Origin of the sequence: Blautia sp. LMAG:89 (assembly GCF_008679485.1) — a bacterium.
Lineage (GTDB): Bacteria > Bacillota > Clostridia > Lachnospirales > Lachnospiraceae > Blautia_A > Blautia_A fusiformis.
Map to the genome: position 1 here is coordinate 211,739 of NZ_NANC01000012.1, position 25,805 is coordinate 237,543.

Annotated in this window: 26 protein-coding genes, 1 pseudogene and 1 riboswitch; of the genes and pseudogenes, 2 read left to right on the forward strand and 25 right to left on the reverse strand. The window is 43.1% G+C overall.

From position 1 onward, the window contains the following. Positions 1 to 182: 182 nt before the first annotated feature. Positions 183 to 371: riboswitch (cobalamin riboswitch) on the reverse strand. 285 nt (positions 372 to 656) lie between these two features. From CCC70_RS14190 to CCC70_RS14250, 13 genes are all read right to left on the reverse strand, one after another. After that, a complete protein-coding gene (locus CCC70_RS14190) occupies positions 657 to 1,616 on the reverse strand; it encodes a M14 family metallopeptidase (RefSeq protein ID WP_059085712.1) in 960 nt (319 codons plus the stop codon). A gap of 171 nt (positions 1,617 to 1,787) precedes the next feature. After that, positions 1,788 to 3,068, reverse strand: coding sequence for a bifunctional phosphoribosyl-AMP cyclohydrolase/phosphoribosyl-ATP diphosphatase HisIE (hisIE, locus tag CCC70_RS14195; RefSeq protein ID WP_015524924.1), 1,281 nt, complete (start codon positions 3,066 to 3,068; stop codon positions 1,788 to 1,790). Between the two features lie 18 nt (positions 3,069 to 3,086). Further along, positions 3,087 to 3,674: an imidazoleglycerol-phosphate dehydratase HisB gene (gene hisB, locus CCC70_RS14200; protein ID WP_021976578.1), complete on the reverse strand. Its 588-nt coding sequence runs from the start codon at positions 3,672 to 3,674 to the stop codon at positions 3,087 to 3,089. Then, positions 3,674 to 4,984 carry a histidinol dehydrogenase gene (gene hisD / locus CCC70_RS14205; protein WP_195274604.1) on the reverse strand — a complete coding sequence of 437 codons (1,311 nt, stop codon included), beginning with the start codon at positions 4,982 to 4,984 and terminating at the stop codon, positions 3,674 to 3,676. The genes hisB and hisD overlap by 1 nt, the downstream gene beginning before the upstream one ends. A 50-nt stretch (positions 4,985 to 5,034) precedes the next feature. After that, the gene (gene hisG / locus CCC70_RS14210) at positions 5,035 to 5,673 is read right to left on the reverse strand and encodes an ATP phosphoribosyltransferase (RefSeq protein WP_059085710.1); all 639 of its coding nucleotides are present in this window, start codon (positions 5,671 to 5,673) and stop codon (positions 5,035 to 5,037) included. After that, the gene (gene hisZ / locus CCC70_RS14215; protein ID WP_215638665.1) at positions 5,673 to 6,794 is read right to left on the reverse strand and encodes an ATP phosphoribosyltransferase regulatory subunit; all 1,122 of its coding nucleotides are present in this window, start codon (positions 6,792 to 6,794) and stop codon (positions 5,673 to 5,675) included. The genes hisG and hisZ overlap by 1 nt, the downstream gene beginning before the upstream one ends. A gap of 110 nt (positions 6,795 to 6,904) precedes the next feature. Beyond that, positions 6,905 to 7,438 (reverse strand): Holliday junction resolvase RecU, encoded by a 534-nt coding sequence (locus CCC70_RS14220; protein ID WP_015524919.1) that lies wholly within the window; start codon positions 7,436 to 7,438, stop codon positions 6,905 to 6,907. 12 nt (positions 7,439 to 7,450) lie between these two features. Then, entirely contained in the window at positions 7,451 to 8,008 is a 558-nt protein-coding gene (gene lepB / locus CCC70_RS14225; protein WP_118623957.1) for a signal peptidase I, read from the reverse strand. Further along, the gene (locus CCC70_RS14230) at positions 7,992 to 8,960 is read right to left on the reverse strand and encodes an RluA family pseudouridine synthase (protein WP_114002512.1); all 969 of its coding nucleotides are present in this window, start codon (positions 8,958 to 8,960) and stop codon (positions 7,992 to 7,994) included. The genes lepB and CCC70_RS14230 overlap by 17 nt, the downstream gene beginning before the upstream one ends. Positions 8,961 to 8,972: 12 nt before the next feature. Further along, positions 8,973 to 9,593: a hypothetical protein gene (locus CCC70_RS14235; protein WP_021651487.1), complete on the reverse strand. Its 621-nt coding sequence runs from the start codon at positions 9,591 to 9,593 to the stop codon at positions 8,973 to 8,975. After that, positions 9,556 to 11,430: a YgiQ family radical SAM protein gene (locus CCC70_RS14240; protein ID WP_173741530.1), complete on the reverse strand. Its 1,875-nt coding sequence runs from the start codon at positions 11,428 to 11,430 to the stop codon at positions 9,556 to 9,558. The genes CCC70_RS14235 and CCC70_RS14240 overlap by 38 nt, the downstream gene beginning before the upstream one ends. 46 nt (positions 11,431 to 11,476) lie before the next feature. Continuing rightward, positions 11,477 to 12,289 (reverse strand): GTP pyrophosphokinase, encoded by an 813-nt coding sequence (locus CCC70_RS14245; RefSeq protein ID WP_015524915.1) that lies wholly within the window; start codon positions 12,287 to 12,289, stop codon positions 11,477 to 11,479. Positions 12,290 to 12,568: 279 nt separating this feature from the next. Further along, positions 12,569 to 14,014 (reverse strand): aminoacyl-histidine dipeptidase, encoded by a 1,446-nt coding sequence (locus tag CCC70_RS14250; protein WP_287085119.1) that lies wholly within the window; start codon positions 14,012 to 14,014, stop codon positions 12,569 to 12,571. Between the two features lie 82 nt (positions 14,015 to 14,096). Between CCC70_RS14250 and CCC70_RS14255 the strand changes: the two genes are divergently transcribed. Then, on the forward strand, positions 14,097 to 15,032 hold the full coding sequence (locus tag CCC70_RS14255) for a hypothetical protein (RefSeq protein ID WP_186582498.1): 936 nt from the start codon (positions 14,097 to 14,099) through the stop codon (positions 15,030 to 15,032). Here CCC70_RS14255 and CCC70_RS14260 read toward each other — a convergent pair. From CCC70_RS14260 to CCC70_RS14280, 5 genes and pseudogenes are all read right to left on the reverse strand, one after another. Then, entirely contained in the window at positions 15,009 to 15,647 is a 639-nt protein-coding gene (locus CCC70_RS14260) for a hypothetical protein (RefSeq protein ID WP_015524911.1), read from the reverse strand. The two genes, CCC70_RS14255 and CCC70_RS14260, sit on opposite strands and share 24 nt — an antisense overlap. Before the next feature lie 12 nt (positions 15,648 to 15,659). Continuing rightward, on the reverse strand, positions 15,660 to 16,154 hold the full coding sequence (coaD, locus tag CCC70_RS14265) for a pantetheine-phosphate adenylyltransferase (protein ID WP_015524910.1): 495 nt from the start codon (positions 16,152 to 16,154) through the stop codon (positions 15,660 to 15,662). A gap of 15 nt (positions 16,155 to 16,169) precedes the next feature. Further along, on the reverse strand, positions 16,170 to 16,718 hold the full coding sequence (gene rsmD / locus CCC70_RS14270) for a 16S rRNA (guanine(966)-N(2))-methyltransferase RsmD (RefSeq protein WP_015524909.1): 549 nt from the start codon (positions 16,716 to 16,718) through the stop codon (positions 16,170 to 16,172). After that, positions 16,715 to 17,110: a methylglyoxal synthase gene (locus tag CCC70_RS14275; RefSeq protein WP_015524908.1), complete on the reverse strand. Its 396-nt coding sequence runs from the start codon at positions 17,108 to 17,110 to the stop codon at positions 16,715 to 16,717. The genes rsmD and CCC70_RS14275 overlap by 4 nt, the downstream gene beginning before the upstream one ends. Positions 17,111 to 17,283: 173 nt before the next feature. Continuing rightward, positions 17,284 to 17,913: pseudogene (locus CCC70_RS14280) on the reverse strand (DNA/RNA non-specific endonuclease); the annotation flags it as partial. A 476-nt stretch (positions 17,914 to 18,389) separates the two neighbouring features. Between CCC70_RS14280 and CCC70_RS14285 the strand changes: the two are divergent. Next, positions 18,390 to 18,620, forward strand: coding sequence for an alpha/beta-type small acid-soluble spore protein (locus CCC70_RS14285; RefSeq protein ID WP_015524906.1), 231 nt, complete (start codon positions 18,390 to 18,392; stop codon positions 18,618 to 18,620). Positions 18,621 to 18,926: 306 nt separating this feature from the next. Here the strand turns inward: CCC70_RS14285 and CCC70_RS14290 are convergent, their stop codons facing one another. The 7 genes from CCC70_RS14290 to CCC70_RS14315 form a co-directional block, all read right to left on the reverse strand. After that, entirely contained in the window at positions 18,927 to 19,862 is a 936-nt protein-coding gene (locus CCC70_RS14290; RefSeq protein WP_330577228.1) for an RNA-guided endonuclease TnpB family protein, read from the reverse strand. Beyond that, complete coding sequence (locus tag CCC70_RS16415; RefSeq protein WP_330577229.1) at positions 19,856 to 20,023, reverse strand: helix-turn-helix domain-containing protein; 168 nt, start codon at positions 20,021 to 20,023, stop codon at positions 19,856 to 19,858. Before CCC70_RS16415 ends, CCC70_RS14290 begins: the two co-directional genes overlap by 7 nt. Continuing rightward, positions 20,023 to 20,445: an IS200/IS605 family transposase gene (tnpA, locus tag CCC70_RS14295; RefSeq protein WP_059086645.1), complete on the reverse strand. Its 423-nt coding sequence runs from the start codon at positions 20,443 to 20,445 to the stop codon at positions 20,023 to 20,025. The genes CCC70_RS16415 and tnpA overlap by 1 nt, the downstream gene beginning before the upstream one ends. A gap of 162 nt (positions 20,446 to 20,607) precedes the next feature. Next, positions 20,608 to 21,231, reverse strand: coding sequence for a GDSL-type esterase/lipase family protein (locus CCC70_RS14300; protein WP_287085120.1), 624 nt, complete (start codon positions 21,229 to 21,231; stop codon positions 20,608 to 20,610). Between the two features lie 160 nt (positions 21,232 to 21,391). Continuing rightward, positions 21,392 to 21,991 carry a DUF6465 family protein gene (locus CCC70_RS14305; protein WP_287085121.1) on the reverse strand — a complete coding sequence of 200 codons (600 nt, stop codon included), beginning with the start codon at positions 21,989 to 21,991 and terminating at the stop codon, positions 21,392 to 21,394. Between the two features lie 78 nt (positions 21,992 to 22,069). Then, positions 22,070 to 24,130: an ATP-dependent DNA helicase RecG gene (gene recG / locus CCC70_RS14310; protein ID WP_287085122.1), complete on the reverse strand. Its 2,061-nt coding sequence runs from the start codon at positions 24,128 to 24,130 to the stop codon at positions 22,070 to 22,072. Between the two features lie 12 nt (positions 24,131 to 24,142). Further along, the gene (locus CCC70_RS14315; protein WP_186582494.1) at positions 24,143 to 25,795 is read right to left on the reverse strand and encodes a DAK2 domain-containing protein; all 1,653 of its coding nucleotides are present in this window, start codon (positions 25,793 to 25,795) and stop codon (positions 24,143 to 24,145) included. Between the last annotated feature and the right edge of the window lie 10 nt (positions 25,796 to 25,805).

Here is a 25,805-nt window from a genome sequence, read left to right on the forward strand (position 1 = left end):
TTTTACTCCTTTCCTCATTTGATGCGATTTTAACATTGCCGTTTTAATTGAGTTAGATAAAAGAAACTATTGGATTCTTAATATGCAGAACATGCATGGAATTTTAGAAATTTGCACGAAAAAAGCCCGTGACGAAATACGGGCACACAAAATAAATATGCTTCCTATCTTCCGTAAGAATCATTTTAAAACAATTGCAAGCAGGTCTCCTGACTTAGGATCCTTACCCTCAAACACCTTCCCGGTCTATTTCTCACGCACTCGACCAGTGGTACTTTGTCTGAGGATTCCCCCTTACAGTGACGGGATCGTACCGGATTTACACCGGTTTCCCTATTAATCCTCTCAGAACTTACAACGGCTGATGTGAAAATCAGCAAATGCTGTTAAATTACTGCAACATTATATGATAAAACTATAGTTTATGTCTATGGAAAAATGTTATATTTTTAGAAAACTCATAAATTTTGTTAAAGATGCTTGAATTGTATATATCCCCCATGGGGGATATGACAATTGGATTTATCTGATCTGCTAAAAAAAACACGGATTTTACCTCGCTGTTTTTACAAATAGAATAGCAAATGGTAAAACCCGGTTTTCTTACTGTTTCAATATGATTTCAGACAGAAGCGTTCTGAAAAGGTTGTTTACTATCAGGTCAGAGTCTCCGTGATCGCTGCATATGCGATCATTGGTCCGTCTTCAATAATGTTCAGACTGGCTGTTTGATAAAGTACGACTCCGTTTTCAGTTGCAATAGATGTGTAAAGTAAATTTCCATAGTAATCTCTCAGTTCACCTAATTCTTCTCCCTTAAAGAAGTACTCTCCAGGCTTCTTGGATGGATACCAGCATCCTGTATACGGCGCATATTCATAGACTACATTTTCAAGAAGCATCTGACGGTAATGCTTCAGACCATGACACGCCTTTCCCTGGAGATGAAAAACAAGGTGACGGACGTCTCTTTTATCCTGTTCTACTTCCTCCCAGGTCCAGTAGCTGTGTCCGCCTCTTTCGATAAGAATACTTGGAATTCCAAGAGAAGAAGCATAATTGTAGGCGCCACCTGTGGCAGTTGTGGAACGGACTACATATTTTACGCCGATATGCCGTGCCATATGTAATGACTTCTCTGCTGTCTTTTCATCTACAACCCCTACATAATAAACATAGGGATGAAGCTGTTCGAACCCATCTCCACTATGTAGGTCGATATAATAATCTGCTATAGAAAAAAGTTTCGTCACTATAGTATAGGCAATACGATCTGCAGCTGTTCCCTCAGGATCTCCGGGAAAAACGCGGTTCAGGTTCTTGCCATCCTCATAGACCAGACTCATGGTGCGATGCTCAAAGCCGCTGACATTGACCAGTGGAACGATGATCACATTTCCCTTCAGTTCTTCCGGTTGAAATTCTTTTGCAAGTTCCATTGCCGCCTGGATTCCTACATACTCCGCACTGTGTATTCCTGCTGTGATCAGTATCGTCGGTCCGTCTTTCACTCCGCATATCACAGTTGCCGGCATTGCTATGCCGTATCCTGTGATCTTAATTTTTCCCTGTGCTTTCTCTCCTTTTTCAATCACCCAGTCATCAATTTTGATCATTGGTTGTTTCCCTTTTCCTTTTTTATATTTCCGCACTTTTGACGATAAGTATATCATGCCTAACCGAAATTGTACATATTCTTTTAAGATTCCGGGAAAACAGAAAAAAGCTTTCGTAACCGTTCATTCTGATCCGACGTACAAAAACTTTTTTCCTGAATGATATATAATTTATCTTTTTACCAATTCTTTGGTGATTTCTTCCCAGCTGACTCCTTTTTCCACCATGAGTACCATCATATGATAAAGAAAATCTGAAATTTCGTATTTAATCTCTTCTTTATCCGGATTTTTGGCTGCAATGACGATCTCTGTGCATTCTTCACCGACTTTTTTCAAAATCTTGTCGATTCCTTTATCAAAAAGATAATTGGTATAGGAACCTTCCTTTGGATGTTCTTTTCGGTCAGTGATCACATCATACACATTCTGGAACACGTGAAGTGGGTTGGTATCATCGTACTCTTTTTTCATCAGCGGTTTGAAGAAACAGGTACGGTTTCCTGTATGGCAGGCTGCGCCAACCTGCTCCACTTTGGCAAGGATCGTATCATTATCACAGTCAATAGTAAGAGACTTTACATACTGTACGTGTCCGGATGTCAGACCTTTGGTCCAGAGCTCATTCCGGCTGCGACTCCAGTATGTCATTTTTCCAAGCTTCAATGTTGTGTTAAAAGCAAGCTCATTCATATAGGCCAGCATCAGTACTTCATCCGTCCGGTAATCCTGGACAATAACCGGAACCATTCCATCACTGTTTAATTTAAAGTCCGACCATGCAATATTACTTTTATATGTGTTTACCGGAATTCCGGCTTCTTCGCAGGTTTCCTTAAATGTATGCAGATCATTTTCAAGACTGCTTACATAAGCACCGCAAAGTCCGGACACAGCTGGTTCTCCTAAAAGCTCCAAAACGTTCTCAGATCTGTTTTCATCGGTATGAAGAACAATGGAAATCTGAGAAATCTCTGCAATTTCATTTTCGACAGTGTCCAAAGCCAGAACAGTGTCTGCATATGTTTCGATCAGATCCTGATTTTCTGTGAATTCTCTCAGATCAGAGATGCTGATCATCATACGCTCTTTTCCAAAGCGCCGGGATACTTCTTCCAGAAGCTTGATATTATTCTCTTTCGAAAAATTCAGTACAACTTTGGCACATCCCGCATAGATCAGCTTTTTTACATCTTCCATACGTTTGATATTTCCCGCTGCGATCACCGGGATCTCAGATACCTGACAGATATCACGGATTTTTCCGATCGCACGGTCATGCTCTGCATCTGCAGAAGAAAAGTCAAATACCAGAAGCTCATCTGCCCCATTGTCACCGTAAAATTTTGCAAGTGTTTCTACATTTCCGTCTCCGAAAAGATTTCTCTGTCCAAATCCTGTTACCGCCTTTTCTGAATGAAGATAAAGGCATGGGATCAACTGTTTGTTCATAAGTGGTCTCCTTCTGTATCAGAGGCTTCCCTTGGTAGAAAGCACGTCTGTGATCCGGGAATCGTACTGTGTTGCTGCATCAAGGGCTTTCGCAAAGCTTTTAAACATGGCCTCTGCCACATGATGGCTGTTTCCTCCGGAAAGAACCTTGATGTGAAGATTCATTGCTGCGGAATAGGATACTGCATAAAAGAATTCCTTTACCATCTCTGTAGCCATATCTCCTATTTTTTCCGTAGAAAACTCTGCATCCCATCCAAGATAAGGTCTTCCGGAAAGATCTACTGCGCAGAGCACAAGCACTTCATCCATAGGAAGGATACAGCTGCCGTAACGTTTGATCCCTTTTTTGTCGCCAACTGCCTCACGGATAGCATTTCCAAGGACGATCCCTGTATCTTCAATGGTGTGATGATCATCTACATTCAGATCACCGTGGACTCTCAGCGTAAGATCATACAGTCCATGGCGCGTAAAACCGTCCAGCATATGGTCAAAAAAGCCAATACCTGTATCAATATCGGAACTTCCTGTTCCATCAATATTCAGCTGCAGACGTATCTGCGTTTCTTTTGTGTTTCTTTCGATCAGTGCTTCTCTTGCCATTATTCGTTCTCCTTGTCCTCTTCCTCAAAACGGACTGCAATGGAATTTGCGTGTGCAGTCAGCTGTTCCGATGTGGCAAACTGGATGATGTCCTTGTGGATCTTTCGGAGTGCTTCCCTGGAATAATATACAATACTGGATTTTTTGATAAAATCATCTACAGAAAGTGCGGAGAAAAATTTGGCAGTTCCATTGGTAGGAAGTACATGGTTTGGTCCTGCAAAATAATCTCCAAGGGGTTCAGAGCTGTGCTCTCCGATAAAGATCGCACCTGCATTTCGTACCTTCATCATATCTTCAAAAGGATTCTTTGTGACGATCTCCATATGTTCAGAAGCAATTTCATTGGCAGCCTCAATGGCCTCGTCCATATCTTCTGCGATCAGGATATAACCAAAGTTCTCCAGGGATTTCTCAATAATGGATTTTCTGGAAAGTACCTCAACAAAACCTCTGACTTCTTTATCTACCTGATCTGCAAATTCCTCATTTGTTGTGATCAGGATCGCAGATGCCATCTCATCATGTTCTGCCTGAGAAAGAAGATCTGCTGCAATATAACGAGGATTTGCAGTCTCATCTGCAAGAACGAGGATCTCGCTTGGACCGGCAATAGAATCAATGCTTACGTATCCATAAACTGCCTTTTTTGCAAGCGCAACAAAAATATTTCCGGGTCCTACGATCTTGTCAACCTTTGGAATACTCTCGGTTCCATATGCAAGTGCTCCGATGGCCTGTGCACCACCCACTTTATAGATTTCATCTGCTCCGGCTTCGTTGGCAGCAACAAGTGTGCTTGGATTTACTTTTCCGTCTTTTCCAGGAGGTGTTGTCATTACAATACGGTCAACACCGGCAACTTTTGCAGGAACGATATTCATAAGCACGGAAGACGGATATACAGCCTTTCCACCGGGAACGTAAACACCTACACAGTTCAGAGCAGTTACCTTCTGACCAAGCATGGTTCCGTCTGTTGTGCTTGTGAACCAGCTGTTCTGAAGCTGCTTTTCGTGATAGCTGCGGATATTCACCAATGCTTTTTTGATCACATCGATCAGGGAAGGATCTACCAGCTTGTATGCTTCCTCGATCTCCTCAGGGGTTACACGGATCGTATCCTTTGTCACTTCGACTTTATCAAATTCTCTGGTAAATGCAAATAACGCGGTATCTCCCTCTGCTTTTACTTTGGCAAGGATATTTGCTACTGCATCCTCGTATTTTCCATAATTATTAGGGCTTCTTTTTAAGAGAGTTTCCAGAATATCTTTTGTAGATTCTTTGGTGAGTTTTACCTTACGCATAATAAATTCTGCCTTCTTTCTGTATTTTGGAGGTTCATCTGTTATTCAGTTTATTTGATCACACCTCGAAGTTCTGTGATCAGTTTGCGGATCCGTTCATCTTCCATTTTCATGCTGACCTGATTGACTACCATACGTGCAGAGAGCGGGCAGACTTCTTCCAGCACCTTCAGGCCATTCTCGCGAAGGGTGCTTCCGGTTTCCACGATATCCACGATAACCTCGGAAAGTCCTACGATCGGTGCAAGCTCGATGGAACCGTTCAGCTTAATGATCTCCACAGTCTGATGCTTTTTGTTATAGAAGTAATCCTTTGCAATATTTGGATATTTTGTAGCTACACGGATCAGCTGATTGTTATTCAGGACTTCTCTGGCGCTTTCAGGACCGCATACGCACATGCGGCATGCTCCAAATCCAAGATCCATAACCTCATATAGCTTTCTTCCTTCTTCCAGAATGGTATCCTTACCTACGATACCGATATCTGCTGCACCATACTCTACATAAGTCGGCACATCCGGACCTTTTGCAAGGAAAAACTTCAGCTTCAGTTCCTCATTGGTAAAGATCAGCTTTCGGGAATCTTTGTCACGCATCTCCTCACATGTAATACCGATCTTCTCAAACATATCCAGTGTTTTGTTGGCCAGACGCCCTTTTGTGAGGGCAAATGTAAGATATCTCATCAGTCCTGCTCCTCCTTTGCCGGGCACAATGCCACTTTTTTACCTTTATTCCGAAGCTCCATTGCTTCCTGGATCGCTTTTTTCAGATTTCCCGGATCATAAGTGATCACAATGGTCTTATCACCGGACGGAACAGCCAGCTTCTGTCTGGAAAGCGCGAGCATCAGGTTATCGACCACAATGGCAAATCCAATGGAAGAAGCCGGTTTTCCGAAATGCTTCATCAATTCGTTGTAGCGTCCGCCCTTGATCAGAGGTTCACCGGTTCCATATGTATAAGCCTGGAAAATGATCCCTGTATAATAACGGAACTTACTGAGCATTCCAAAATCAAAAGCAATGTATTTCTCACAGCCGTATACTTTCAGGATCTCATAAATTTCTTCCAGTCGTTTTACTGCAGAAAGTGCTTCCGGATTGGAGGTGAGTTTTTTTGCTTTTTCCAGCACTTCTGCTGAACCGAACATTTGAGGCAGTTCAGCAAAAGCCTTGGAAAGGTTATTGCCTAAATTCTGTCCCTTAAGAAGCTCTTCCACACCAAAATAATTCTTCTGAGAGATCAGCTCACGAAGATGCTCTTCTATCTCCGGCTCCAGATCTGCCTCTGCAAGCAGGGATTTATAATAATCTACCTGGCCTACGCTAACCTGGAATTCGGTAAGTCCTGCTGCCTTCAGACACTCCACGGTCATAGCAAGGATCTCAGCATCTGCTGCTGCAGAATCATCTCCCATATGCTCAACACCCATCTGAGTATTTTCCTTCATCTGACCTCTGTAACTGGAATTGTTGATAAATGTATTTCCAGTATAACAAAGTCTTACAGGTCCTTTTTCCGGATCAAAATAAGTTGCACATGCTCTGGAAACAGACGGTGTAAAGTCAGGTCTGAGGACAAGTGTGTTTCCCTCTCTGTCAAAAAATTTATATAAATCCTTGGATGGGATCGTTCCTACTTCATTGCTGAACACTTCAAAATACTCAAATCCCGGTGTTTCTATATCTTCATATCCATATCTTGAAAACACCTGGTGGAGCTCCCTCTGGAGCCGTTTTTTGCGGCTGCATTCCTCTCCATAAATGTCCCGCACACCTTCAGGTGTATGAAAAATACGCTGCATGTTCATTTCCTCCGTAACACGTTTTGAGATTTTCTGTGTTTCACTTTAATTCACTACCATGCTACCACAGAAAAACTTAAATTTGATTATATAGGAAACCTTTCCAAAAGTCAATCCCGTAATTGCAGATCTTTCTGGATCCCTTCCAGATAAGGAACCAGAAATCCATTTTTTCCGGAAAGATAAAATTCCTCATCCAGCTCTTCCCGACGAAAACTTTTTCGCCCGCCGTCTTCCATCCTTTTCCAGAATTCCTTCAGCTTACGAAGGGTAAGATAATAAAAAACATTATCTGCGCTGAAATAGATCAGAAAAAAAGCAATCCCCTTCTGCTTTTCAAACTCATCCATAAATGCTACCTGATGAGGATGAATGTTCGCAAGGGGAAAAGTTTTTACACAGCATTCTTTTGCATCGAAGCAGACAGGGATTCCCTGTACTGCTCCGATATAATCTACGGTACTTTTTTGTTCAAAATATGCCAGCGTGATATGCCGGGAGGTTTTATCCATTTTAACCGGAGTGATAGGTGTCGGAATTTTCTGGATGAGGGCCAGTCCCTTTTCCCTGTACTGCTCATTGGTACGATTGATAAGTTCCTCCAGAGTAGAACCACGAAGTCCTCTGCTGTTCCATGTTGCCATAAAGTCTGCCCTTTAATTCAGAAGTTTGATGGATGGGAAATAACGGATCTCCGCTTTTCCGACGATCTGATCAAACTGTACATATGTATTCTGCCAGTATCGGGAATCCTTGGAATTGTTACGGTTGTCTCCCATCATAAAGTAACAGTTTTCCGGTACTTCGTATGGTCCGAAGCTTCCAAGAGGAGTTTCCGGCACAAAGGAATCATCCAGAGGTGTCTCTGAATCATTGATATAAACTTTACCATCTTTGATCTCTACTTTATCTCCTGGAAGACCGATGATACGTTTGATGAACAGCTGGGACTCATCATCCGGATATTTGAAGATCACAATGTCAAAGCGTTCCGGATCTTTCCATTTTTTTGAGATCTCGTGACCAAATACATCCATATTCAGACCATAGGCCAGACGATAGCCAAAGATACGATCCCCGGTCATAATGGTATTTTCCATAGATTCTGACGGGATCTTTGCATTGATCAGTACTACATTGTTGATAACTAGGACTACAACTACCACGATGATGATCATCTTGACGTAATCCCATATTTCATTCCAGATTTTCATAATAACTCTCCTCCAACTTTTCCTCTTTTAGTGTTCTGAGAAAGATTTCCGGAAGCGGTGCCATAAAGACCTTCCCGGATAAATATGACAGGCTTCCTTTCATAGATGGAAACTCCATTCGAAAAGAATGAAGCAGCTGTCCTTTCAGTTTTTTATCGGCTTTTCCATATTTGGGATCACCAACAATCGAATGTCCCTCCGAAGCAAGGTGAGCTCGGATCTGATGTGCACGTCCTGTGATCAGTTCAACCTTAAGAAGGGTACGGGTTCCATTGGTCCCCAACGGATAATACTTTGTTTCCACTGGCAGGGCATTTTCTTTCTCTTGTTTATAGATGGTTACTTTGTTGCTTTTTTTATCTTTTGCCAGATAACCTTTGATATATCTTTCTTCTTTTAAAACTCCCTCCACAAGACAGAGGTAATATTTATGAAGTTCCCTGGACTTGAACATCCCTGAAAGTTCCTGCAGACCGGAAAGGCTTTTGCCTGCCGCTATAAGTCCGCTGGTATTGCGGTCAAGGCGGTTGCATACGGAAGGACGAAAGGTTCTCAGATCATTCTCTGTAAGAGAGCCATTTTTCAGAAGATAGCCAGTCAGATATTCTACCAGTGAAGGGGTTCCGTCATCAGCAGGCTGAGAAAGCATTCCTGCCGGTTTGTTGATCAACAGGATATTTTCATCCTCGTAAATGATATCCAGAGCATAATGTGCCCGTGGAGCAGAATCATTTCCGCTGAATTTTTCAAATGTTTCATCACTTAAAAACAGTTTTACATGATCTCCTGAAAACAGCTTTTCATTCCCGGTGGCTTTTTTTCCATTGAGCGTGATATTTTTTTTCCTCATCATTTTGTAGAAAAAGCTCTTTGGAGCTTCACGGAGAAGCTTGGCCAAATATTTGTCAAAACGCTGTCCGGCCTCGTTTTCGTTAATGATAAATTCTTTCATTATATAATGCTCCTACAGACAGATTGCCAGGATCGTATGTTTGATCAGTTCTTCCCTGGAAAGATCCGGGTATCGCTCATCCGGCGTGAATTTAATCCCGTTTCTCAAAGATTCTTTGTGCTCATTCATAGAATCCAGACGTTCCAGATAGGGTTTCAGGTCCCTCAGGATCTTTACATCTACTTTATATCCGTTTTTACGGATGATTTTCTGTGACTGCTCTGCAAGGTAGGCGATATCTGCTTTTGGATCACTGGTATAACCCACTACTGTATTTCCGCACACGGCAACAGCGTCCAGATAACCGCTTTTCTCATAAAAAGTCATGTACATTTCATAGGACATGACCAGGTCACCGGCATGCTTGCGGATCTCTTTATAGAGCTTTTCATCCATAGGATGACGTAACAGGATCATGATCAGGCTTACCATGGATTTACATCCTGGCAGACAACCTACTACGGTCAGAACCGTCCAGACTGTCATTCTTGTTCCGTTGACGGCCCACGCCACAAAGAAAATGAGCAGTGGAAGCGAAAATAATCCTGCGGTGATCAGGAGTCTTCGTTTTTTTTCGCTGTTAAAATAACCGAAATCACCTTTTTTTGTTTTTCTTTTTCTGGTATCTTTCATGTGCCGAACTCCTTGTCTGTGTTTTTTTGGCTTTTTTATGAAGCTCTCTGGGACGGATCAGACATTTCGGTCCAAAGCCGACCAGATCCATACGTCCGGTCATCTTAAGTCCTTCCAGGACCAGTTCGCGATTTTCCGGATTTTTATACTGCATCAGTGCTCGCTGTATTGCTTTTTCGTGTGGATTTTTCGGCACATATACCTTTTCACCTGTCAGCGGATGGATTCCTGTGTAATACATGCAGGTAGAAAGTGTTGATGGCGTTGGATAAAAATCCTGAACCTGCTCCGGCGTAAATCCAAGATCACGGACGTATTCCGCAAGCTTCACGGCTTCCTTCATTGTACACCCGGGATGGGACGACATGAAATACGGAACGGCATATTGCTGCTTACCAGTCCGCGCATTTGCTTTTTCATATTCCTTCAGAAAGCCCTCATAAACCTCGTGCCTGGGCTTGCCCATAAACTTCAGGACTTCATCAGAAACATGCTCCGGTGCTACTCGCAGCTGACCGCTGATGTGATATTTCACAAGCTCATTAAGAAAAGTTTTATCCGGGTCTGCCATCAGATAATCAAACCGAATGCCGGAACGGACAAAAACTTTTTTGACTTTGGGGATATTCCTGACCTTTCTGAGAAGCTGAAGATAATCCTTGTGGTCTACCGTCAGATTCTTACACGGAGAAGGAAACAGGCACTGCCGCTCCTTGCAGACTCCTTTTGTCAGCTGCTTTTTGCAGGAAGGATAACGAAAATCAGCCGTAGGGCCTCCTACATCATGGATATAGCCTTTAAAATCCGGATCCTTCGTCATCTTTTCAGCTTCTTTCAGAATGGAATCGTGACTTCTTGTCTGAAGGATACGGCCCTGATGAAAGGTCAGCGCACAGAAATTACAGCTTCCAAAGCATCCTCTGTTGCTGGTCAGACTGAATTTGATCTCTTTCAGTGCCGGAATCCCGCCTTCTTTCTGGTACATGGGATGATATCGTCCTGTATAAGGCAGATCGTAAACATCGTCCATTTCCATCTGCGTCAGAGGCTGAGATGGTGGATTCTGTATCACATATCCACGGTTCCCATAAGATTCTGCCAGAGGCTTTGCTGTAAATGGATCCGTGTTTCGGTACTGAATGGCAAAGCTGTCCGCGTAAGCTTTTTTATCGGTCTGTACCTGTTCAAATGACGGAAGGACCACCGGATCGTAAACCCTGCTGATATCGTGGCTTTTAAAAACCGTCCCTGCCACATATGTGATCTCCTGGACCGGAATCCCGCTTTGCAGGGCTTCTGCGATCTCCAGGATGGAATGTTCCCCCATTCCATAAGAGATCAGATCCGCACCGGAATCGATCAGAATACTGTGCTTGACCTTATTTTCCCAATAATCGTAATGTGCCATTCTTCGAAGGCTGGCTTCGATCCCGCCAAGAATGATAGGCGTATGTTTATAGGTCTGCCGGATCAGATTGCTGTATACAACAGAAGCCCTGTCCGGTCTTAATCCCATTTTTCCTCCCGGAGAATAGGCATCTGTGCTTCGGTGCTTTTTGGAAACCGTATAATGATTCACCATGGAATCCATGTTTCCTGCTGTAACGAGAAAACCCAGGCGCGGTTCCCCGAACACCTGGATGCTCTCCTTCTTTCGCCAGTCAGGCTGAGGGATCATGCCTACACGATATCCTCTGCTTTCCAGAAGACGTCCAATGATCGCAGATCCAAAAGACGGATGATCCACATAGGCATCTCCTGTCACGTAGACAAAATCCAACTCATCCCAGCCTCTTGACTTCATATCTTCTCTTGTAACTGGTAAAAAATCCTGCATTTATAATTCCTCGTATGTATGTGTATTAGTACTGTCTGCCCTGTGTTCATATGCTGTGATGGACTGCCTGGGCACGATAACCCTCTGCAATGATATCCAGCTGCCTGTGGAAGCGTTCCAGCTGACGCAAATCCTTGGTTTTGAATACCCGCAGGAACTCATCCTGTATTTTGCTGACTTCCCGTTCACTGGAAACACGGTAGAGATTTTCAATATTATTCAAAATATCCTTTACAAGATTGGACTGCATCTGAGATGAATTCTGGGCATCCATGATCTCATTGCGCACAGAAGACATTTCATGATCCAGCGAAATGATCGCATCGGATGCTTTACTAAGACGTTCTGCTACATGAGGAGGCATATCACCTTTGTATTTATACTGAAGGGAATGTTCGATCGTTGCCCAGAAATTCATTGCCATGGTACGGATCTGTATTTCTACCTGAAGCCGTTTCGGCCCATGAATAGTCTCCACTGTATAATAAAGGATCATGTGATAACTCCGGTAACCGCTCTGCTTGATATGCGTCAGATAGTTCTTTTCACTTTTGACTTCCATATCTGTTCTTTTTCGGATGATCGCAGCAACGGTATCGATATCTTCTTCAAACTGACATATGATCCGTACTCCTGCCAGATCTTCCATTTCTGTTTCCAGCTGTTCAATCGGGATATCTTTACGCTGCATTTTCTCCAGGATACTGGAAACGCTTTTTACTCTTCCACTGACTTGTTCAATGGGAGAATAACGATCATTTTCGTGATACTCTTCTATCATATGTTTAAACTTGACTGTCAGTTCTTTGACAGCCAGCTCGTAAGGGCACAAAATACTTCGCCATAACTGTATTTCCATGTTGCTCGCTCCTTATCATCTGCCGCCAGTCTCTTTTTGGTTTTGGTGACAGCGGCATACATTTTTTATTATAACATATGTTTTGAAAAAAAAGGGATTGTTTATCAATTTTTTATTAAAAAAATATAGAATTATTTTCCTTTTTGTGTGATGCATCCACAAATCTATATATATGTATAATTCTGTATTTTATGAATATTTTTTTATCATGGCATAAAAATACCCTGGAGAAACCTTACGTCTCTCCAGGGTAAAAGTTCGAACATACTCCGAACGGGATCAGTCTTTCAGATTTTTGAGAACCTGTACAAGATAGTTCCATACTCTTTCTGTGGAAGCAATGCTGAGAACCTCCTCGGATGTATGGATATTCTTCATATCCGGTCCAAGGGATACACAGTCCAGTCCTTCCATTTTTTTATAGAAAAGCCCGCATTCAAGGCCTGCGTGGATCGCTACGACTTCAGGCTTATGTCCGTACATTTCCTCAAAAACTGCAACCATTTTATCTCGTAATGGAGATTCCTTTCTGTACTCCCATGCCGGGTATGCACCCTGTACTTCATAGTCACCACCAAGAAATTCTGTGAGATATTCAATCTTATCAGATAATGCACTGCATGCAGCGTCTACAGAGCTTCTTACACTGGAACTTGCAAAAAGCTCGTCCCTATCCAGACGGAGGATACCGATATTGCTGGAGGTTTCCACCAGGCCTTTGATGGTTCCGCTCATTTTCTGGATTCCGAATGGTACATTCTGCAGATAAAATACGATCTTTTCCTGACTTGTAGGATGAAGAACCTCTGCTGTTGCAGTACCCTTTTCTGTTATTTCAAAAGTAATGTTTTCGTCAGAACCAGTATATTCTTCACGGAGCTGCTCCTGGAGCTCTTTTGCGTAAGCTTTTACCTCAGCAACGGAATCCGTAAGAAATTCTGCGGTGCACTCTCTTGTAATGGCATTGTCTTTCTGTCCGCCTGTAAGAGAAATAAGAGCATATTCCGCTTTTTTCTTAAGTCCGTAAAGAAACCGTCCCATAAGTTTATTGGCATTCGCTCTGTTCTTGTCAATCTCGGCACCGGAATGTCCGCCCATAAGTCCACAGACTTTGACCTGTACCTTTTCTCCTTCTCCTTCTACGCGCTGGACAGGGATATGGCTGATACCGGAAAGACCGCCGGCACAGCTGATCCAGAGACTTCCCTCCGCTTCAGAATCCAGATTGATAAATCTTCTTCCCTTCAGCACGCTGCAGTCCAGACCGACTGCACCAAGAAGACCAATCTCCTCATCAACCGTGAGCAGTACTTCAAGAGGAGGGTGTGGAATATCTGTACTGTCAAGAAGGGCAAGGCCATAAGCAACTGCAATACCATCATCACCGCCAAGAGTTGTTCCGTTGGCTGTGATATAACCATCTTTTACAGAGATGTTCAAACCATCTTTTGTAAAATCATGATCTACATCCGGTCGTTTTTCACATACCATGTCCATGTGGCCCTGGATGATCACTGTGGGAGAATTCTCATATCCTGGTGTGCCTGGCTTGTAGATCACTACATTATTCAGCTCATCCTGTACATATCTGAATCCATGATCCTTCGCGAATTCCACAAGGAAATCACTGATCTGTTTTGTATTTCTGGAACCATGAGGAATCTTGCAGATTTCTTCAAAATAATGAAAAACTCTCTTTGGTTCACAATTTTCTAATACTGGCATAAATTCTGCCTCCTTCTGCTTCATAAATTCATTTGTCTTTTATAATAATCATATACTGTAAAAAAAGCAAGGACCTGTTTTTATGAAACGAAAAATAATCATATTTTTCTATATCTGCCTGTTGTTTTTTCTGCTTTTTCACCCAAAAGAAGCTCTTACCGGAGTAAAAAATGGACTTGGATTGTGGTTGAATATCATGATTCCCACTCTGCTGCCATTTCTGATCCTGACAGGAGCATTATTAAAAACTGGAAATATCCGGAAGCTTCTGAAACCATCTGCTTTCTTCTGGAAAACGTTTTTCGGGCTTTCACCTGCTGGAGCCTATGTTCTGATCCTGGGTCTGTTATGCGGATATCCTATGGGAGCCAAACTGGCACATGATCTGTACATAGACCAGCAGATTTCCCGCAGAGAAGGAGAATATCTTCTTACGTTTAGCTGCAATGCAAGTCCCGCATTTATCATTTCCTATCTTTCCGGGATACTCTTGAAAAATAAGATATCAGCAGTACAGATGATCCTCACTTTTCTGGCGGCAGATCTCTTTTGTATGCTGTTTTTTCGTTTCGTTGTATATCGCGGGCATACCGTGGACTCTGTCTGCGTAAACAAGATAAAAAAAGAGACATACCAACAGGACTCCATAGGAGTCATCCTGGATGTCTCGATCATGGACGGATTTGAAACCATCACACGTCTCGGGGGCTATATTCTCCTCTTCTCACTGATACTCGCCAGTATCAGCTTTTACTGGCCATTTCATGCACAAAGCTGTATGCTGTTCACAGCACCACTGGAACTAACTACCGGGCTGAAACAGATTGCCAGCGCACCACTACCATGGAAAAGCAGATACCTTGCTTCTATGCTCCTGACTTCTTTTGGTGGCTTTTGCGTCATGGCTCAGACAAAAAGCGTATTGGAAAACAGTTTGTCACTGATCCCCTACGCTATTTCAAAATGTCTGAACGCCAGTGCGATATTCCTGATCCTAGTTTTCTCCGATATCGTCTAACAGATCTTCGTCTTCTTTTGTTATAGAAGAACTGTCATCATCCTGGAAGGTATTGGAGATTGCCGCTGCCTGAGCAGTCTGTGGTGCAAGCTCCTGACGATTATGATTAACAACCTCAAGGCAGCTCTGCAGAGCATCAATAAATGCTTTGTATTTACCACCGGCATCTTCAAGTGTCTGATTCAGGACAGAACCGATATTAGCCATCATATCATCTGTGTATGTGATCGCACTGAGACGAATGCTGTTTGCATCTTGTGTTGCAGAATCAAGAATCTCCTGAGCCTGCTTGTTTGCAGCATTTATGGTCTCATTTGCCTGCGCATATGCTTTCTGCATGATCTCATGCTGTGTAACAAGTTCCTGAGCTTTGGCCTGAGCATCTGCGATCAGACTGTCAGCTTTAGCCTGAGCATCCTCAAGGATCGCATCCTTATTGCTGATGATCTTCTGATAACGTTTGATCTCATCCGGAGTTTTCAGACGAAGTTCACGTAAATACTCCTCAATCTCTTCTTTGTTCACTACGATCTTGGTAGTGGAAAGAGGCTGGAATTTACAGCTGTCCACATACTCTTCAATCTCCTGAATAATCTGTTCAATTCTGCTGCTCATAATACACTCTCCTTATTTCTCTGTTTCTCTTTTTTTCAATTTCTCTTCGACTGCATCCGTAATCTCACGTGGAGCGAATTTGCTCAGATCTCCTCCGAAATTAGCAACTTCTTTCATGATCGTGGAGCTTAAGTATGCATATTCCAGACTGGTTGTAAGAAAAACGGTGTCCACATCCGGTGCCAGAACACGATTAGTCTGGGCCATCTGCAGTTCATATTCAAAATCCGTGACAGCACGAAGCCCTCGAACGATCACCTGGGCATGGTTTTCCCTGGCAAAGTTCACTGACAGGCCCTCGAATGCTTTCACCTCCACATTCGGGATATCTTTTGTCGCCTTTGTTAGTATCTTAACACGTTCTTCTACAGAAAACAACGGACTTTTTGCAGAATTATGCAAAACTCCCACTATAACCCGGTCAAATGAAATGCTTGCCCGCTTAATGATGTCAAGATGGCCATAGGTTGCCGGGTCAAAGCTTCCCGGGTATACTGCTGTTATCATATGTCTGTCTCTCTTTCATTTTTTTAGGAAAACATGCTTGTTGGTTTTATATTCCTTGGAACGTACCAGATGATATCCAAGGTCCTCTACATAAGAAAAATCCGTATGTAGATCTTCCTCCACAACGATCAGCGTGTTTTCATCTGCAAGAGTGCTGTCAGCCAGATACTCAAGGACTGGTTGTTCCAGATGCTGTTCGTATGGTGCATCCATAAAAATACAGTCAAATGGTTCTCCGCCTTCCAGTGAACGCAGTGCCTGAAGCACATCCATGTTCAGCAGTTTACCACCATCCGTGAGTTTTGTAAATGAAAGATTTTCGCGGATGCAAGTACATGCTTTGGGATTTTTTTCCACAAATACGGCATACTCGGCTCCACGGCTCAGAGCTTCAATACCGATCGCTCCGCTTCCGGAAAACAAATCCAGAAACCGACAACCCGGTATTTCAGGCTGGAGAATGTTAAAAAGAGTTTCCTTAATACGGTCTGTTGTTGGTCGTGTCTCATTTCCGGGAATGGTTTTTAAGTTTAATCTACGTGCTTTTCCTGCTATGACTCTCATTTCAGATTTAATCTCCAATCCAGATCACCGCGGGCCAGTCCAAGGATCAGAAGTTCCGCAGTGGCAATATTTGTAGCAACCGGAATGTTGTACTGGTCGCAGCGTTTGACAATGCTCATGATATCCGGCTCTACCGGGTCCATCATGACAGGGTTATAAAACAGGATCACCATATCCAGATCCTGACGCTCTACCATCTCCATAAACTGCTTGTCTCCGCCTATACTTCCGGCAAGAAACTTGTGAACGTGAAGACTGGTTGCTTCCTCAATTCTTCTTCCTGTTGTTCCGGTTGCATATACTTCATGTTTGGCAAGGATATTCTTGTATGCAATACAGAAGTCTTCAATCAGAACTTTCTTACTGTTATGCGCAATAATTCCTAAATTCATAATTCACCTCTCCATTCTGCCCTTGGGTTACATCCCTTTTCTCCCCTTTATATAGGTAAAATCATATAACTCTGTAACTGATTCTAGCATAACGCCCAAAAAAGTGCAATTTAATTCATGTAAATTCATGAAAAATTAATATTTTCCCAGGCGTTGCTCCATATACTCTATTCTTCCCAGCTGTTTCCTGTAGTATAATCAATTTCAATTCCCGGCTGTATGTTATAAACAAAAACATGGAAAGATATCTTCTGGTCTTTAACGGATTCAGCTTCCATTTCCACACCCCGAGCTACCAGTTCATCTCCCTTAAAAAACGGAGTTACACGATACATGCAGGGATTTCCTGTACTGTGCACGTAATCTGCAACCTCATTTTCAAAAGGAAGCATTCCCGTCACATTGAGATATCTGGTTCCTGTGATAAGGTTTTTCCTGTTTGCATTCTCTCCAGTCAGCTGATATCCGATAAGATGGCAGCGATTATACAGATACCTGCCATCTACATTTTCATATTTTACAGTATGCCATCCTGTAGGCTTCACCATTCCGATCGCTCCTCGCTCTTCATCAGGCATCAGCTCCGGTGTGATCTTGGATTCTGCATAACCACAGCGCCCCAGGGAATCTAGTTCACTATAAAATTCGTATGCAGGTCCTGCGCTTTTTTCATCAGAAAAAGATGGTACATTTCCATTGATCTCCACATATGGACTGCCGCTGTATTCTGGAATCTGATCCAGAGAAACAGATTCTGTCTGCCCTCCTGTCTTCGTCTGGGATTGTTTCAGCAATCCTGCCACTGCATCGGAAGCGGATTCCGAAACATCTTCCCAGAGGATCTGCGCATTTTCTTCTATATATGTAAGAAATACCTGTCCGAAGATCCGGCTTTGATCTTTTACCTCTTTCAGGCTCCGCGGCGGCATCCAGCCATTACATACTGCAAGGATGACACACAGGATAATGGCTGTGAGTATTTTGCGCCTGGGCTGTTTTTTTCGTTTATATTTTCGCTTGTATGTAGGATAACGCTTCTTTTTCACGGGCTCCCCTTACTTTTTTTTGTCTGACAGATATTATATGTGATGCAGAGATTATTATAACCGCAATTCTAGTCAAAAAGCAACCATACATTCGGTTTTTACTGCGGTATAATTTATGAACAGAAATATTTTTATATGTTAAATTTCCTTTAACTGCCAGTGTATTATTTTATGGTTTTCATATACTAGCAATGTAACAGTAAACCAAATAACAACCAAGGAGGAAATGAATTATGCCAAGTAACACTTCTTCTAACAAAGCAGTTGTTCCGGAAGCAAAGGGCGCACTTGACCGTTTCAAATATGAGGTAGCAAACGAGCTGGGTGTTCCGCTTACAGACGGATACAACGGAAACCTGACTTCCAAACAGAATGGATCCGTAGGCGGATATATGGTCAAAAAGATGATCGAGGCACAGGAGCGTCAGATGTCCGGCAACTCCCAGGGCGGCCAGCAGTACTAAATCTGTACGCGCAGGTAGTTTCATTGCTATGCTGAGTTGATCTAAGCTCATGCAAAAAAGATGCTGTCTGACAGAACTGAAAACCTGCCAGACAACATCTTTTTATTTTATATAAAAAGAAATCTTATTTCACAAACATATCCACACATTATACAAACATTGACACTCCCCACAGCTAAAGCAGGGGGATTCTTGCTTCTCCCACTACTGCATTGGCAAACACCTTACGGTACTGCAATGTCTTACACAGTGTCCACAAGCTATATTTATACTGTTCCCGTATGCCCTACGGTACAGTTTTTATCTTTATGCAGACTGCATCTGCAGTCCTTTTTTCAGAATATTAATACTTGCATTCGTATCCCGGTCATGAACCGCATGGCATTTGGGACACTCCCAGATGCGAATGCCCAGATTTTTTATCCGTGGATTTCTGTAGCCACAACAGCTGCAGGTCTGACTGCTCGGATACATCGTTGGTACTCTGTGAATTTCATTTCCATACCAGCCAGCTTTATATTCCAGCATTTCAAAAAATTTTGCCCAGGAAACACTCGCTATCGATTTTGACAGTTTATGATTCCGGATCATCCCCTTAACATTCAGATCTTCAATACAGATGGTTTGGTTTTCACGCACCAGCATCGTTGACTGTTTCTGCAGGAAATCATTCCGCTGATTGGTTACTTTCTCATACACTCTTGCCACCCTGATCCGCTGCTTCTCGCGGTTATGGGAATCTTTTTGTTTTCGGGAAAGCCTGCGCTGTTCTCTTATGAGTTTTCGCATTGAGCGTTCCAGATATCTGGGATTTGATACCGTATTTCCATTACTGTCGGAGTAGAACGCTTTGATTCCGACATCAATCCCTATCGTTCCGCCAGCATTTGAGCGTGGTTCCGGTTCAAAATCAACATTTAAAACCGCAAAATATTTTCCAGCCGGTGTGTGCTCAATGATCACGTGATTAATCTTTTCCACTTCCATCGACTGCCGTATTTTAACAAATCCAAGTTTCGGAAGTTTGATATATCTTCCCACAATACGAATATTATCTTTTTGATTTACCGTTCTGTATGACTGGAACCGGTTATGTTTACTTTTGAAGGTTGGATAGGAAGCCCGTTTCTCAAAGAAATTCACAAATCCCCGGTCGAGATCCCGCAAAGACTGCTGTAATGCAATGGAATCTGCTGCTTTCAGAAAGACAAACTCCTCTTGCTTTTTCAGTTCAGTCAGCATGCGGAAGTCTGGGAATAGCCGATCTTTTCCCCATTTTCATAGCCTTCCTTACGCATGGCAAGTCCCCGATTGTAAATGAACCGGCAACATCCCAGGGTCTGATGGATGAAGTTTTTCTGTTCTCTGTTCGGGTAGATTCTAAATTTAATTCCTTTTTGCATTATCCCATCTTATCCTTTTGTCTCTGCGATGTTTTCTGGTTTTCAATATACTGTTTTACTGTTTCCTGCGGAGCACCGCCCACCGTCGATACAAAATAGCTGTTTGTCCAGAGAGTCGGCATTTTCGTTTTAAGATAGGGAAATTCCTGTCTTAAAATTCTGGACGTATAGCCTTTAAATGACTTTACAGCTTTGTGGATGCCAAACTGAGGATCTACTTCCAAAAGCATATGAACATGGTCTGGCATGATCTCCATTTCCAGAATGTCTACAGAAAGATTTGCAGCATACTCTGTGAGCAGCTCCTTCAGCCGGACGTCCACACCATTAATTAATACTTTTCGTCTATACTTTGGACACCATACTACATGGTATTTACAGGAATAGACGACATTGTTGTTTGATTTATATGTTGTGTTCATATTTATATTATACTATGGTTTATTAGTTAATACAATTACTATTTTGTCCATCTTCAATTACTTGCATAAATTCGATGGACGCGTCTTATATCCCCATAGCTGAAGCAATGGGTTTTACGACGCATTGGATAAGATCCAAAAGTCTTAAAATCCTATATTTATTTACAGCAATTCCTGTACTTTCCGATATACAACCTCTGCAAATTCCTTATGTCCTGCTGCATTCAGATGTTCCTGATCTGCGTCACAGCAATGTACATAGGATGCTGCCGGAAGGAAACTGATATGACGTTCAGTTGCGATTTTTTCATAAACAGACTGCAGATTTCTGGAAACGATCACAGACTCTCTGGAAAACTCCTGGTCATATCCTTCCTGCCATACTTTTTCTCCCAGGTAGATCGGAGCCATGAGAAGGACTTTCGCTTTTGGCGCATATTCCTGGACCTGATCCAGCAATCTTATGATTCCCTTTCCGATTACATCTGCGGATGCTCCGAAAACAGTTTTACAGTCATTGGTTCCCAGCATCAGCGTGATCACATCCACCTGGGCATGTGTTTCCAGAAGTGTGGGAAGAAGTGCAGTTCCTTTTCTTCCATCGCGGAGCGGATCTTCGAAAACCGTTGTTCTTCCGCACAGTCCCTCCTCGATCACACGATATTCTTCTTTATTCAGTTTTTCCTGTAGCAGGCTTGTCCAGCGGACTCCCCACGGAAGTCTCTTCCTGCTCTCTCCGTCATAGCCCCATGTATTGGAATCTCCAAAGCATAATACCTGTTTCATTTCACCATATCCCTATCTAATTAGTATGTTTATTTGTTAGGTGAATCATATCATGCTATTCTCATTTGGTCAAATACACAAAAAAATAGCCTGCTATAGTTTGACTCTATAGCAGGCCATCTTACATACTCTTTTATATACTTTTTATCAGAGATTCTTTTTACAGTCCGATAAATCCTGTAACATCTCCGTTGATCACATAATGTGCACCATTATCTTCCGGTTTAATGTAGATTTTGAGGTCTTTCAGTTCAGAGGCTTTTTTGCCCATGTCTTCTGTCCAGATCTTTTTGATCCTGTCAGCAACCTCTGAAGTATGTATCTCTTTGCCCCAGTACTGAACATATACTTCTGTCACTGGTTCAGCTTTTTTAGCTGCTGTCTTTCTTGTTGTTTTAGCTGCTGTTGTCTTAGCTGTCGTCCTGGTTGTTGTTTTCTTAGCTGCAGCAGTTTTTCGTGTTGTTGTCTTCTTGGCGGCTGTTTTCTTAGCCGGCTCTTCTGATTTTACAGCTGTTGTTTTCTCTTCATCAGATTTTACTTCTGCTATTTTTTCTTCTATTGGTTTCGCAGCAGCAGGTTTTACCTCTGCTGTCTTCTCAGCTGCTTTTGTCTCTACAGAAGTTTTTGCATCGTCTGTCTTTGGTGTCTCAGCCTTAACGGCTTTCTCTTCGGATGCGGTTACTACAGATTTTGCAGGAGTCTCGCTTACTGAAGCCGTTTTTACAGTTGTCTTGGTTGCAGCTTTCTTTGTTCTAGCCATGTTTATAGCCTCCTTACAAGGGATTTGTTAATCTTTTCTCGAATTTTAGGATATCACTTTTTGTGAAAGAACGCAAGGTTAGATCCCCAGATTTTCCAGTTCTTCACTCATATACCCTTTGAGATGCTCCTTTAAAGCCTTATGCTGAGGCAGGATAAGATCAAAATCCAGTGCCAGAATCCCACCAGCTGCTTCACTTGCATTCTTCAGGATTCCCGCATCATTGTAGATATCACCGATCTTAAATTCCATCAGTCCGCTCTGGCGGATACCGAAAAGATCTCCTGGGCCCCGAAGCTTCAGATCTTCTCCGGCTATATAAAATCCATCATTGGATTCATTGAGGATCTTCAGACGTTTAGAAGTATTTTCTTCATTATTTCCCTGGATAAAAATGCAGTAAGACTGATGCTCTCCACGCCCTACACGGCCACGAAGCTGATGAAGCTGGGCAAGCCCGAAGCGTTCTGCATTTTCCACCATCATAACGGTAGCATTTGGCACATTCACTCCAACCTCCACAACTGTGGTAGATACCAGCACCTGGATCTCGCCAGAAGCAAACGCCTCCATGATCCTGTTTTTCTCTTTTGGCTTCATCTTTCCGTGAAGGATTTCTACTTTGATCTCCCCTGGAAGGATCTCCTGAAGCTTTCTGGCATAATCTGTAACATTCTCTGCCTCCAGGCCTTCGCTCTCTTCCACCATAGGACAGATCACATAAGCCTGCCTTCCCATCTGCACCTGCTTTTCAATAAAAGAATACGCCTTGGGACGGTAGGAAGTTCCTACTACGCAATTCTTGATCGGAAGTCTTTTTGCAGGAAGCTCGTCAATGATCGAAATATCCAGGTCTCCGTATAAAATGATCGCCAGTGTCCGGGGAATGGGGGTTGCGCTCATAACAAGTACATGAGGCGGATTTCCTCTGGTCGTCAGCGCTTCCCTCTGGCGAACGCCGAATCTGTGCTGCTCATCTGTGATCACAAGCCCCAGATTCTTATATTCCACCTTTTCCTGGATCAGGGCATGAGTTCCGATGATCACATTCACTTCACCGTCTGCAATCTTCTGATAGATCTCACGCTTCTGTCTGGCTGTGGTAGATCCTGTCAGAAGCACCGGATGGCAGGAAGCGATATTCTGTTCTTCCATCAGCCTCAGAAAGCCTTCGTAATGCTGATTTGCCAGAACCTCTGTCGGTACCATCAATGCACTCTGAAATCCATTCTCTGCTGAAAGTACCATAGCTAAAAATGCGATCACGGTCTTGCCGCTACCAACATCCCCCTGTACAAGCCTGGACATCAGCTTATGACCGCTCAGATCCCGTTCGATCTCATGCCAGACATTCTTCTGGGCTCCGGTCAGGTCATAGGGAAGCCCTTCTATGATCTCCTCGGTTGTCCATACTGGTTTCATTGGAAAAGTGTTTGGAGCCTCTTCTGTTTTCTCCTTCAAGAGCTGTATTGCCAGCACAAAAAGCAGAAATTCATCGAATACCAGACGTTTCCTGGCTGTGAGAAGCTCCTGCATATTTTTCGGAAAATGGATAGTCCGGATCGCATAATTGGCATCTGCAAGCTGATAGCGTTCCCGTATCTCCTCCGGCAGATATTCCCCATGGAGAGGCCTTGTATCCAAAATCTGATGGACCAACTTCGTGATCATCTTGTTGGAAAGTCCTTTCGTCAGACCATATACAGGCTGCATACTGTGAATGATCTCCTCATAAGCTGCCAGGGTAAAAATCTCCGGATGTTCCATCTGCGGACGGCCTTTTTTTCTGATGATCTTTCCTCTGAGGATAAACACACTGCCCTTTTTGAGTGTTCCCCTCAAATAAGGCGCATTGAACCAGGCAACCGGCAATCGGCCGCTTGCATCTGCCACAGTTGTTGTCAGAACCTGGAGATTGCGTATCTGGTTAATATAAATACCTGTTGCTATAGTGGCACGGATAGAGACTGTTTTGTCCTCCTCTGCTGATACAATCTCCACAGGCTCCTCATATATATCGTAAGTCCGCGGATAATAACGGAGAAGCTCTTCCGCAGTCGTGATCCCGATCTTCTGGAAAAGCTTCTCTGTTTTCTCACCCACGCCTTTTAATTCACGTAAAGGTGTCTTATCATTCATTTTTTGTGCTCTTTATTCTACAGAAATCAGATAGTAGTAAATTGGCTGTCCGCCCTGGTTCAGCTCAACCTCGCACTCCGGATATTTCTCAGTAAGAGAATCAGAAAGTGCCTCTGCATCTTCTTCAGATACATCCTCACCATAGTAAACACTGATGATCTCAGATTCCTCGTCAACCATCTCTGCTACCATCTCCTCTGCTACCTGAAGTCGATCCTTGCCTACTGCAAGGATACCTGCATCACCGATTCCCATGATATCTCCCTCATGGATTTCCTTGTCATCAATGCGTGTGTCACGAACTGCATAAGTAATCTGTCCGGTTTTTACTCTGGATATAGCATCTGTCATGGAAGCAAGATTCTCCTCGCCACCTTTTTCCGGAACAAAGCTGATCATTGCAGAAATTCCCTGTGGGATTGTCTTGGTTGGTACTACAATGATCTCCTTATCCTCAGTCAGATCCCTCGCCTGATTTGCTGCAAGGATAATATTCTTGTTATTCGGGAAAATATAAATTGTTTTTGCATTTACTTTCTCAATAGCATTGAGCATGTCTTCGGTACTCGGATTCATAGTCTGGCCGCCCTCGATCAGATAATCTACGCCAAGCTCACGGAAAATCTGAGAAAGTCCCTCACCTACGGATACGGAAATAAATCCATGATCCTTTGGAGGTTCTTTGTTTTCTGCCTGTTCTTTTGCAAGTTTTTCCGCATCTTTGATCAGTTTTTCCTGATGTTCTTCTCTCATATTGTCAATCTTCATGCGGGAAAGCTGACCATACGTGAGTGCGCGTTCAAAAGCCTGTCCCGGATGATTGGTGTGCACGTGTACCTTGACAATCTCATCATCAGCCACCAAAACAATGGAATCACCGATGGAATCCAGAAATTCACGGAAACGGTCGATCTCATCCTGTGGAAGCGGTTTTTCAAGAAGAATAATAAATTCTGTACAATATCCAAATTTGATATCTGCCTCTGCCTGAGGAGAAATCTTTGTGATCTTAGGAGCTGCTGATTCAAACTGGGAATAATCCACTTCTTTTCCATGATATCCGTCGATGGCACCACGGAAAACTTCCAGAAGTCCCTGTCCGCCAGAATCCACAACACCTGCTTCTTTCAGGACTGGAAGCATCTCCGGTGTTCTGGCAAGAGTTTCCTCTGCATGCTGAAAGATCCCGTCGAAAAAAGCATCCAGATCTTCTGCTGCATCAGCAAGCTCTGCGGCTCTGTCTGCTGCAGCTCTGGCTACAGTAAGAATGGTTCCCTCTTTTGGTTTCATAACTGCCTTGTATGCAGTTTCAACGCCTCGCTCCATAGCTGCGGCAATGGCAGGTGCATCCAGATCCGTAAGTTTACGCACACCTCTGGTAAATCCACGCAGAAGCTGTGACAGGATAACACCGGAATTACCTCTGGCTCCACGAAGGGAACCGGAAGAAATTGCCTTTGCCAGGGATTCCATATCCGGATCTGTAAGAGCACCTACTTCGGAAGCAGCAGACATGATGGTAAGCGTCATATTGGTTCCTGTATCTCCGTCAGGTACAGGAAACACATTCAGTTCATTGATCCATTCTTTCTTCGCTTCCAGATTCTTTGCTCCGGACAGAAACATTCTGGAAAGTATTTTAGCATCTATGGTTTTGTTATTCACCACAAGTTCC